7 protein-coding genes are annotated in these 11,337 nt (G+C 69.3%); 5 read left to right on the forward strand and 2 right to left on the reverse strand.

Translation table 11 applies throughout. The features are described from left to right. Position 1 precedes the first annotated feature (1 nt). A complete protein-coding gene (gltX, locus tag VXJ25_RS01740; RefSeq protein ID WP_330957483.1) occupies positions 2-1,504 on the reverse strand; it encodes a glutamate--tRNA ligase in 1,503 nt (500 codons plus the stop codon). 326 nt (positions 1,505-1,830) lie between these two features. Between gltX and VXJ25_RS01745 the strand changes: the two genes are divergently transcribed. The 4 genes from VXJ25_RS01745 to VXJ25_RS01760 all read left to right on the forward strand — a co-directional run bounded on the left by VXJ25_RS01745 (position 1,831) and on the right by VXJ25_RS01760 (position 8,335). Continuing rightward, positions 1,831-2,943 carry a hypothetical protein gene (locus tag VXJ25_RS01745; protein ID WP_330957484.1) on the forward strand — a complete coding sequence of 371 codons (1,113 nt, stop codon included), beginning with the start codon at positions 1,831-1,833 and terminating at the stop codon, positions 2,941-2,943. Between the two features lie 212 nt (positions 2,944-3,155). After that, positions 3,156-5,426, forward strand: coding sequence for a beta-L-arabinofuranosidase domain-containing protein (locus tag VXJ25_RS01750; protein ID WP_330957485.1), 2,271 nt, complete (start codon positions 3,156-3,158; stop codon positions 5,424-5,426). Between the two features lie 136 nt (positions 5,427-5,562). Then, complete coding sequence (locus tag VXJ25_RS01755; RefSeq protein WP_330957486.1) at positions 5,563-7,083, forward strand: peptide MFS transporter; 1,521 nt, start codon at positions 5,563-5,565, stop codon at positions 7,081-7,083. A 157-nt stretch (positions 7,084-7,240) separates the two neighbouring features. After that, positions 7,241-8,335 carry a M24 family metallopeptidase gene (locus tag VXJ25_RS01760; RefSeq protein ID WP_330957487.1) on the forward strand — a complete coding sequence of 365 codons (1,095 nt, stop codon included), beginning with the start codon at positions 7,241-7,243 and terminating at the stop codon, positions 8,333-8,335. 94 nt (positions 8,336-8,429) lie between these two features. Here VXJ25_RS01760 and VXJ25_RS01765 read toward each other — a convergent pair whose 3' ends face one another. Next, a complete protein-coding gene (locus tag VXJ25_RS01765; RefSeq protein ID WP_330957488.1) occupies positions 8,430-8,978 on the reverse strand; it encodes a helix-turn-helix transcriptional regulator in 549 nt (182 codons plus the stop codon). Positions 8,979-9,136: 158 nt separating this feature from the next. Between VXJ25_RS01765 and VXJ25_RS01770 the strand changes: the two genes are divergently transcribed. Continuing rightward, positions 9,137-11,263: an alpha-galactosidase gene (locus tag VXJ25_RS01770; RefSeq protein WP_330957489.1), complete on the forward strand. Its 2,127-nt coding sequence runs from the start codon at positions 9,137-9,139 to the stop codon at positions 11,261-11,263. Positions 11,264-11,337: the final 74 nt, after the last annotated feature.

The raw sequence follows: 11,337 nt of genomic DNA on the forward strand, positions 1-11,337 counted from the left end.
GCTAGGCCTCGGGCGCCTGGGCGAGCGGCAGCGCGCGCTCGATCCTGGCGAGCGCGGTCGCGCGGCCGAGGAGCTCGAGCGACTCGCCGAGCGGGGGCGAGACCTGGTTGCCGCACTCCGCGACGCGCAGCGCGCCGAAGAACTTGCGCTTGTTGGTGCCGAGCCTCTCAGGGACGGGCTCGAGCGCGGCGTCGATCGCCGCGTGCTCCCACGGCTCGACGGCGGAGAGCGCCTCGCGGGCGGCCTCGAGGGCCTCGGCGGCGCCCTCCTTGGCGAGGTTCTTGCGGACGCTCTTCTCGTCGAAGGTGACCTCGTCGCCCTCGTAGAGGAAGCGGGCCTTCTCGACCACGTCGTGGGTGAGGGTGGTCCGCGGCTTCAGGACGCTCGCGAGCAGCAGGTACCAGGACTTGCGGTGGGCGGGGTCGGCCTCGCGCTCGAGGCCCGCCTCCACCAGCTCGGGCATGAGGACCTCGAAGACGAACTCCTCGTCGCTCATGGCCTGCACGTAGCGCTGCTGGATCCAGTCGAGCTTCTTGGTGTCGAAGGTCGCGGGGTTCTTGGAGACGTGGTCGAGCGAGAAGGAGCTGGCGAGCACGTCGCGCGGGACGATCGTGGTGTCGCCGTCGAGCGCCCAGCCGAGGAGGGCCAGGTAGTTGACGAAGGCGTCGGAGAGGTAGCCCGCGTCGCGGTACTCCTCCACCGAGGTGGCGCCGTGGCGCTTGGAGAGCTTCTTGCCGTCGGGCCCGAGGATCATGGAGATGTGCGCGAAGGTCGGCACCGGGGCGCCGAGCGCCTCGTAGACCATGATCTGGCGCGGCGTGTTGGACAGGTGGTCGTCGCCACGGATGACGTGGGTGATGCCCATCATCGCGTCGTCCACGACCGTCGCGAAGTTGTACGTGGGCGTGCCGTCGGAGCGGAAGATGATGAAGTCGTCGAGCTCCTTGGCGTCGAAGCGCACGTCGCCGTGGACCGCGTCGTGCACGAGGACGTCGCCGCGGTCGAGCGGCACCTTGATGCGCAGGGTGTAGGGCTCTCCGGCCTCGACGCGTCGGCGCGCCTCGGCGGGGTCGAGGTCGCGGCAGGTGCGCTGGTAGCCCTGGAAGGGGTCGTGGCGCTCCTGGGCGGCCCGCTTGTCCTCCGCGAGCTTCTCGGGCGTGCAGAAGCAGGGGTAGGCCTTGCCCTCCGCCCACAGGCGCTCGGCGGCCTCGCGGTAGATCGAGAGCCGGTCGGTCTGCTTGTAGGGGCCGAAGTCGCCGCCCACGAGCGGGCCCTCGTCCCAGTCGAGCCCCAGCCAGCGCATGGCGCGGAGGATGACCTGGGTGTTCTCCTCCGTCGAGCGGGTGGGGTCGGTGTCGTCGATGCGCAGGATGAAGGTCCCGTGGTTGGCGCGGGCGAACGCCCAGTTGTATATGGCCGTGCGGGCGCCGCCCACGTGGAGCTTGCCGGTGGGGGAGGGCGCGAAGCGCACGCGGACGGGTCTGGTGCTGTCAGAAGAGCTCACGGTAATGCCTCTCGACTCTGTTGTTCCTCGCCGGGCGTGGTCCGCCCGGCGTCGTCGCGCGGCACGGGCGGCGTTTCCGGCCCGTTTCCGCTCGTACGAGTATAGCCGCTCGGGCCGCGCGCCACCGCCCCCTTTGCCGCTCGCCCCTGAAACGGATACGCCTGTACAAATAATTTGCTTCACGTATGTGAAATCTAGCGCTAACGACGCAGGCGTCTGGCTACGCTGCTAACGACGCCAGCGCCCGGCGACGGGCGAGGGCGGCCCTGAGACGGCGGCGCTGCCAGACGGGGGCGGCCGCTGCATCCGAGCGGACGGAGGACGACATGGGCGAGGACTCAGGCGGCATCGCGCGGCCCGAGGTCGTGGAGGCGCGCCTCATCGACGACAGGCGCATCGAGCTGTGCTGGAACGAGCAGGTGGTGCACGCCGACGACGAGAGGTACTTCTCGGTCACGAAGGACGGGTGCGAGCTCGCGCTGTTCCACTGGACGAGCGACCTGCCCTGGAACTATGGCACCTGCTACCAGAAGGAGACCTGCTGCACGACGCTCGCCCTCGCCGAGCCCGTTGACACGGCGTGCGCGTCCGAGCTGCGGGTGCGCGTGGTGCGCGAGGTCCACGACCTCTTGGGGCGCGCGGCCGACTACGGGCGCACCTACGCCCTCGCGTACCGCCCGCACTACACCTCGTTCCTGAGGTCGGAAAGCGGCATCCTGATCAAGGGAAGCAAGGTGGTCCAACCCTACTCGCTCGAGGTCGCAGCCAAGATCTGCGACCTCATGCTCGAGAAGCACCCCGAGATAGGCGATAAGCTCGTGGAGCGGGGCTGCGAGGTCGCGGTGTTCGGGCTCGAGTACGACGCCTACGACGTTCCCGAGCACCGCATGGGCTACTGGCTCGCCACGCGCCACGTGGCCGGCTTCGGCGGTGACGCGGAGGTGCCGACCACCTCCATCTCCGAGGCGAACCTGATCCGCCTCAGGTCGGGGCGCTACGCGACCGCCTATCCCCACGAGATGGTGCTCGTCCACGAGTTCGGTCACGCCGTGCACCTGGTGGGCATCAACTTCCTCGACGACCAGACCCTCGCCGGACAGGTGCGCGACGCCTACCGGCACGCCGTGGACGAGGGGCTGTGGCACGACTCCTATGCGATCTCCAACTACGAGGAGTACTTCGCGACGCTCTCCACGATCTGGTTCGACGTGATGCAGGAGGGCGTGGACGGCAGGTGGGACGGCATCCGCGGGCCGGTCAACACGCGCGAGGAGCTCGAGGAGTACGACCCTGTGGGCTTCCGGCTCATGGCGGAGGTCTACCCGGCGAAGTCTCTGCCGCGGCCCTGGAGGTGGAACCAGGACAGGTACGACGTCTCCGGACGTCCGCGCGCCTACGACCTCGACACCAAGTTCGACTGGGACTTCATCGGGAGGTAGCGCCCGAAAGCGGGCGCCCGCCCCCGCGCTCGTCGCCCGGTCCGCGCAGGCCGCTCGCGGACCGAGGGGCCCCGCGAGCGGCCTGTCTGGTCCAGCGGGGGGCCAGGGTGGCCCTAGGCGTGTAATATTCACGCACGTGAAGAGAATTTCGTAACAGTGAAACATTGACGTCCCGAGAAGGCTCGCGGGACCCAGGAGCGAAGGGAGTGCACATGGCAAGTGCCGCGGAGCTCGACGCCGAGCAGCTCTACGTCGCGAACCTCAACACGGTGGAGTTCGACCTCGACCTCCCGACGAGGGGCGCCAACGGCTCGAGCATCTCATGGTCGTCTGACAACGAGCGCTTCGTGCGCCCTGACGGCACGGTCACGCAGCCGAGGTACGGCATGGGCCCGCGCGACGTGCGCCTCACGGCCACGTTCTCCTGCCCGGAGGGCACGGTGACGCGGACCTACCCCGTCCACATCCTCGAGGCGAAAAACGACATCGTGGTCGAGCACGTCCACGAGGCGCGCGTGCGCGCCGAGCTCGGCAGGCCCTGCTGGCTGCCTGCGGTCGTGATCGTGGACACGGCGGACGGCCGCGTGGTCTCGCACCCGGTCGAGTGGGACGGCGGGATCGAGCAGACCTTCGCCGAGCTGGGGGAGAGGCACGTCGCCGGCCACGTGGCGGGGACCACCTACCCGGCAGAGGCGACGGTCGAGGTGGTCGCCCGGCTCGAGCCCGAGCTAGCGCCCACCGGGTGCGCGGTCGACTCCTTCGACCCCGGCGCCGCCCGGCTCGACGCGGGCTCCGAGTTCTTCGACCAGCAGCAGCGGAGCCTTGCGTTCCTCCTCTCGGTCGACGACGACCAGATGCTCTACAACTTCCGCGCGACCGCGGGCCTGGACACGCTGGGCGCCCCGCAGATGGTGGGCTGGGACGCGCCCGAGTGCCTCCTGCGCGGCCACACGACCGGCCACTACCTCTCCGCGCTCGCCCGCTGCTACCTGGCCACCGGCGACGTGCGCGTGCGCGAGAAGGCCGCCTACCTCGTGGCCTCGCTCGCCGCGTGCCAGCGCGCCCTCGAGCGGGTCCCCGGCGTGCACGCGGGCTACCTCATGGGCTTCCCGGAGGAGCAGTTCGACCGCCTCGAGCGCTACGTGCGCTACCCGGAGGTCTGGGCCCCCTACTACACCTTCCACAAGGTCCTCGCGGGCCTGCTCGACTGCTACGACGCCTTCGGCGACGGACTCGCGCTCGAGGTCGCCGAGGGCATGGGCGCGTGGGCCCACGAGAGGCTCTCGCGACTCTCTCACGAGAAGCTCACCACCATGTGGGGCATCTACATCGCCGGAGAGTTCGGCGGGATGAACGATGCCCTGGCCAGGCTCTACGAGCGCACCGGCAGGCACGAGTTCATCGACGCCGCCCGCCTGTTCGACAACGACAAGCTCTTCGTGCCCATGGAGCAGGGCGTAGACACCCTCGAGGACGTCCACGCCAATCAGCACATCCCCCAGGTCATCGGTGCGCTGCGCCTCTTCGAGGACACCGGGGAGCGGCGCTACCTCGACATCGCGCGCAACTTCTGGGACATCGTCGTGGGGGCCCACGTCTACGCGATCGGGGGGACGGGCGAGTCCGAGATGTGGCACCACCCCAACCGCGTGGCACGACAGCTCTCCGAGCACACGGCTGAGTCATGCTGCTCCTACAACATGGTCAAGCTCACGCGAGGGCTCTATCGTCACGAGCGGCGCCCGGAGATGCTCGACTACTACGAGCGCACGATGCTCAACCACGTGCTCGCCTCGGGCGACAAGCACGCGCGCGGCGCGCGAACCTACTTCATGCCGCTCGCACCAGGCTTCCACAAGGAGTTCGACGACGAGAACTCCTGCTGTCACGGTACCGGCCTCGAGGACGACTTCATGTACGCGGACGGCGTCTACTACCACACCGACAACGAGCTCGAGGTAGCCCTGTTCGTGCCCTCGCACGTCGACTGGGAGGAGCGCGGCGTCGCGGTCTGGCAGCGGGTCGAGCAGGACCGTCGGGGGTTCAGGGTCGTCCTCTCCTTCGCGGGCACGGACTCCCGCTTCCGCCTGCGCGTGCGCAGGCCCCTGTGGGCGGACCCCGAGGGGCTGCTCCTCGATGGCGAGCCCGCAAAGGTCGCGACCACGAGGGACGGACGCTGGCTCGAGCTCGAGAGGACCTGGCATGACGGCGACTCCCTCGAGTTCCGTCTGCCCTGTTCGTCGAGGCTCGAGGCCGCACCGGACGACCCCGACAAGGTCGTCGTCTGCTGGGGGCCCTACGTCCTCGCCTTCCTCACGCCCTCGTCCGACTTCCTGCGCCTCGGCACGGACGAGCGGCCGCTCGACGAGGTCCTCGTGCAGGACGGGGACGGGCCGAGCTTCGTCGTCGCCGGCACCGGCACCAGGGTCCGCCCGCTCTGCATGCTCGAGGGCGAGGACTACCAGGTCTACGTCCGGCGCTAGCCGCCGTGCGACTCCGGCGCGGGCGCCGCCTCCGGCAGGCGGCGGCGCCCGCGCCGGCCCACCAGGGGTTCGACCATCGGCGCGCGACGTCGCGACGCCGGTGTACGCAAGCCATCTCAAACGAAAGGGGAGACGGATGCCAGCTGAAGTGGAGAGAACGGGGGAGGAAGAGGAGCGGCTCGATCCCAAGACCGAGGCGATCCTCGACGACAAGGGGTTCTTCGGGCACCCCAGGGGCGTTGGTGCGCTGTCGCTCGGCACGCTCTGCAACTCCTTCGCCTGGGGCGCCGTCTACGCGGTCCTCATCTACTACCTCTACAGCCCGTTCACGAAGGGCCTCGGCTTCACCGAGGGACAGGCGGGTACGATCATCTCGGCCATGGGTGCCATGAACAGCCTGTTCGTCATCGTGGGCTCGTGGCTCTCCGACCGCGTCATGGGCCCCAAGCGCGCCCTGGTGCTCGGCAACCTGCTCAAGGCCCTCGCGTTCGGCCTGCTCGCCATCCCGGCGCCGACGCTCGAGCTCGGCCGCGTGCTCGGCATCACCGGCGTCATCCTCATGGGCCTGCCGATCATGGGCGCGTCCAACCCGTCGCTGCTCGGCATGCTCTACCGCCGCGGTGACCACGCCCGCCGCGACGCCGGCTACACGATCAACAACACCATGAACGCCGTCTCCGGCGTGGTGGCGCCCATCCTCGTGGGCAATCTCGCGGCGAACAACTACCACATCGGCTTCGCCGTCGGCACGGTATGGGCCCTGCTCTACGGCCTGGTCATCTTCGTCTTCAGGCACAAGTTCTTCGGCGACATCGGCGAGAAGCCCGCTCGTCCCCTGAGCAAGGCCGAGGCGAGCAGGATCGGCAAGGTCGTCGCCGTTGTCGCCGTCGTCGCGGTGGCCGTGCTCGCCGTGACGATCTCCACCGGCACCCTCACCTTCGACGGCGTGATCAACGTCCTGACGACGGTCTCCTTCGTCATCCCGATCGCCTTCCTCGCGCAGCTCTTCCGCAACAAGCACATCACCGCCCAGGAGCACGCAAACCTGAAGCCGTTCCTGCGCATCTGGCTCATGTACGTGGTCGTCATGATCGCCTCCACGCTCATCAACTCCGCCATCGCCATCTTCGTCGACACGCAGGTGGATCGCACCTTCCTCGGATTCGAGTTCGCACCGGCCACCTTCACGACGATCTACAACGCCTTCGGCATCGTCGCCGGTCCCGTGTTCGTTTGGCTGTGGTCGACCAAGTTCGGCAAGAGGGTCGGCACGGCCGAGAAGTTCGGCTCGGGCATCCTGTGGTACGCCCTCGGCTACCTCATGCTCTCCTTCCCGGTCATCCTCGCGATGCAGGGCAAGGTGTCCCCGCTGCTCCCGATCCTGTACTACCTGTTCATGACCGTCGGCGACACGATGGTGTTCCCCATCGGCCTGTCCGTGACGTCCCGCCTCGCACCGAAGTCCTACGAGACGCAGATGCAGTCCGCCTGGGCCCAGGCCACGACGATCGCCAACGCGGTCTGCATGATCCTCATGAACTTCTTCCCGACCGCCGAGTCCCAGCTGATGATCTTCCCGATGATGACCGTCGTGCTCGTCGTCGTGGGGGTCGTCGTCATGATCCGCGCCAAGTCCATCGACGCGGAGCTGGTGTAGCCCAGGGGCGCCGCGGTCGTCCGGGCGCCTGGCGCCGGGTGCGGCCGCGGTGCCCGGACGCGCCAGGCGCGGTCGCTCGTCGGCGCGCGGGCTGCTCTGATAAACGTAGATTGCGCGGGACCGGGGCTGCCGGCCCCGCGAGGAAGGTGGTCTTCGCATGGCAACAAGGATCGAGAGGCTCATCGACAGGCTCGCCGAGGCCGGAGTCGAGGCCTACGTCGTCTCCAAGGGCTCCGACATCAAGTACCTGACTGGATTCACCGGCGAGTACGGGACCGCTGTGCTCGTGGTGTCGCCGAAGGGCTGCCACTTCGTCACCGACGCGCGCTACGAGAGCCAGGCGGCCACCGAGGTGGGCGCCGTCTCTGAGGTCCACGTATACAAGAGAAGCGGGGGCAGGCCGGCCAACTACTACACCTGCGCCGGCGACGTCCTCGCTGACCTCGGCGTGTCGCGGGCGCGCTACGTGGCCGCAGACCTCACGGTCGCCGACCTCGCCGACCTCGAGGAGCACTCCGGCTCCGTCGCGCTCGAGGCGGGAGACGACCTCGTCGCCCCGCTCCGCATGATCAAGGACGCCGGCGAGATCGCCATCATCCGCGAGGCGGACAAGATCAACATGAGGAGCTTCTACGGGCTTCTCGACTACATCAAGCCGGGAATGACCGAGGTCGAGGTGGCGAACCAGCTCGAGTACCAGTTCCGCTCTCGCGGCGGGCAGGGCTTCTGCTTCGAGACGATCGTGGCCTCCGGGCCCGACAACGGCGCCTGCCCGCACGCCACGGCCTCCGAGCGCGTGCTCGAGGAGGGCGACTTCGTCACGATCGACTTCGGGACCTACTACAAGGGCTACTGCTCCGACATCACGAGGACGGTCGTGCTCGGCAGGGCCAAGGAGCCCAGGCTCTACGACATCTGGAAGATTGTGGAGGAGGCCAAGGAGCTCGGCATGTCCATGGTGAGGCCGGGCGTAACCTACGCGGAGATATCGAACGCCATCCACGGCTACGTGAACGACCGTGGCTACCAGATACCGCACGGCGTCGGGCACAACTACGGGCTCGACATTCACGAGCCCGCCTTCATGGGGCCGACGAACCTGACGCAGGAGCAGCCGGGCATGGTCCACACAATCGAGCCGGGCATCTACGTTCCGGGGCTGGGCGGCGTGCGCCAGGAGGACGACGTGCTCGTGACCGAGGACGGCTACGAGCGGCTGAGCTACATCACCGACCACCTGATCGAGCTCTAGGCGACGCCGGGGGCCGGGCTGCGCGCCTGACCCCCGGCGTCATCGCTAGGGCTGTCGCTAGGGCCGGGCGCGGCGGGGGCGTGAACGCGTACCCTCAGCTCTGGCGGAGGTAGACCCAGACGGAGCGGCAGGCTTCCGCGCCCTCGTTAAAGAGCTTGTGGCGGCGGTTGCGGGGCACTAGGAAGGCGTCGCCGGGCCGGAGCACCACGCGCGCGTCCTCGAGCACGAGGGTCAGCTCGCCCTCGACGACGAACGCGATCTCGGGGTAGACGTGGCGCGACCACTGCTGCTCGCCCGACTCGCCGGGGCGGACGACGATGTCCTCCAGGACTGCGGACGTCTCGCTGAAGCGGTAGTAGCCGACCTCCGTGTTGATGTCCGGGAAGGTGGCGACCTCCTCCTCGCCCTTGCGGACGACGAGGCGCTCATCCTCGGGGCCGCTCACGAGGTGTGCGACGGTGGTGCCGAGGGCCTCGGCGACCTTGTCGAGGCTCGCGAGGGTGGGACTCGCCAGGCCGCGCTCGATCTGGCTGAGGTGGCCGACCGAGAGGCCGGTGAACTCGGAGAGCTCCTGCAGCGTCATGCCGCAGGACTTGCGGAGCTCCCTGATGCGGGGTCCCACGCTCGACGTCTGCTCCGACATGGCAACCAGCCCTCCTGCGCGCGCGACGGCGCCGGGCGCCGTGCCAAGGCACTTCGATGAACGTACTCACTACTGACATATTTTATCACGGTATAGGAACTCAAGGCCAGCTAGATCTACGCGCCGCCGCCCTCGGGCGGGCGGGGAGGGAGGATCGCATGGGTGACGTCAGGAGGCTCGACGCGGGTGGGGTCACGGTGCTCGTGAGGTTGGAGGCGGCCGCGCCCCCCGAGGTCCTCTACTGGGGCGCCTCGCTCCCGGAGCTCGGGGAGGGGGACGCGCTGTCGCTCGACGCCTCGGGGATCGTCGGGACCTGGCTGGTCCCGCTCTCCTCGGTGGGAGCCTGGAACGAGGAGCCCGGCCTCTCCGGCAGCTTCGGCGGGCGTGGCTTCAGCCCGCGCTTCGATGACTTCGAGGTCGAGGGCGGCCCCTCCGAGCTCACGTTCTCCTCGACCGACGACCGTGGGCGGCTGCGTCTCGAGGGCAGGCTGGCGATCGAGCCGTCGGGGCTTCTCGCCCTGCGCGCGCGGGTGACCAACCTCGCGGCGGAGCCCTACGACCTTTCCGCCCTGACGCTCTGCCTGCCGGTGCCCGAGCGCGAGTCCCAGATCCTGGAGGAGACGGGCGACTGGGCCCGCGAGCACGTCATCCAGCGCCACGAGTTCACCTACGGGACGCACCAGCGCGTAGTGCGCAACTGCCAGCCGCAGGACGTCTCGAGCGTCTACGGGACCTGCGTGCCTCGCGCGGGCTGGCGGGAGGGGTCCGCCCACCTCGTGCACGTCGCCTGGTCGGGTAACACGCGCGTCGAGGCCCAGGCGACCTACCAGGGCCAGCGCTTCCTGCGCGCCGGCGAGTGGCTCGCGCCCGGCGAGGTCACGCTCGCGCGGGGCGAGTCCTACGAGACCCCGTGGGTCTACGCGAGCGCGGGCGAGGGCCTGGACGAGGTGGCCCACCGCTTCCACGCGCACGTCCGCGCGCTGCCGTCGCACCCCCGGACGCCGCGTCCGGTCACGATAAACACCTGGGAGGCCGTAGGCTTCCACCAGGACGAGGCGAAGCTCCGCGAGCTCGCCGACGTCGCCGCTCGCGTGGGCGTCGAGCGGTTCGTCCTGGACGACGGGTGGTTCTCGACCAGGCGCTGGGACGACGCCGGTCTCGGAGACTGGTGGGTGGCCCCGGACGTGTTCCCCGACGGACTACGCCCGCTCGCCGACCACGTGCATGGGCTCGGCATGCAGTTCGGCATCTGGTTCGAGCCGGAGAGCGCCAACGTGGACTCCGAGGTCTTCCGGGCGCATCCCGACTGGGTGCTCAGGCCCGAGGGGGCCGAGGGGCGCCTGCCGGCCGACGTCCGCAACCAGCAGGTGCTGAACCTCGCGATCCCGGCGTGCTTCGACCACGTGCTCGGCCAGATGTGCGCGGTCATCGAGGAGGTGGGCGCCGACTACGTGAAGTGGGACCACAACCGCGAGCTGTGGGAGGCGGGCGACGCGCGTACGGGGCGCGCCGCCTACCACGAGCAGACGCTGGCCTGTTGGCGGCTGATGGACGCCCTGCACGAGCGCTTCCCCGGACTCGAGCTCGAGTCGTGCGCGTCGGGCGGCGGGCGCATCGACCTCGGCGTGATGGAGCGCGCCCAGCGCGTCTGGGGCTCGGACGACCTCGACCCGGTCGAGCGCTGGCACATCCACGACGGCACCGACCTCATCCTGCCTCCCGAGGTCGTCGGCTGCCACATCGGCAAGCCCAAGTCCAACGCCACCGGCCGCATCTCCACGCTGCAGACGCGCGCGGCGGGAAGCCTCCTCTACCACCTCGGGATCGAGTGGGACATAACGCAGCTGGACGAGGAGGAGCTGGGGAGGCTCGCCGAGTGGGTCAGCGCCTACAAGCGGGTGCGCGGGATGACGGAGCGAGGCACCCTCGTGCACTCGTTCGTCTCCAAGGCCGTCCCCGCCGTCCGCGGGATCGTCTCCGAGGACGGGAGACAAGCCGTCTACGTGCTCTTCTGTGAGGAGACGAGCCCGTTCGAGGCCTGTCAGCCCGTGCCCCTGCCGGGACTTCGCGCGGACGTGCGCTACCGGGTGAGGGCGCTGCCCGGGGTGTGGCAGCAAGACCGCTGGGCCATGCGGCTCAAGACGGGCTGGTGGCGAGACGGAGGCTCCGTCGAGCTCACGGGCGCGCTGCTCGGCGCCGTGGGGCTCGAGTTCTGCAAGATGAACCCGGGGACGGCGGTCGCCCTCGCGTGCGAGGCGGTGGGGGACGGCGCGGCGGACGCATAGGGCGTTCGGACATGGTCCGTGCTCGGGCCCGGTCCGTGAACGGGCCCGAGCGCCGGGCGGGTCGCCGCCCAGAC

Origin of the sequence: Olsenella absiana (assembly GCF_036408855.1) — a bacterium.
Lineage (GTDB): Bacteria > Actinomycetota > Coriobacteriia > Coriobacteriales > Atopobiaceae > Olsenella_K > Olsenella_K absiana.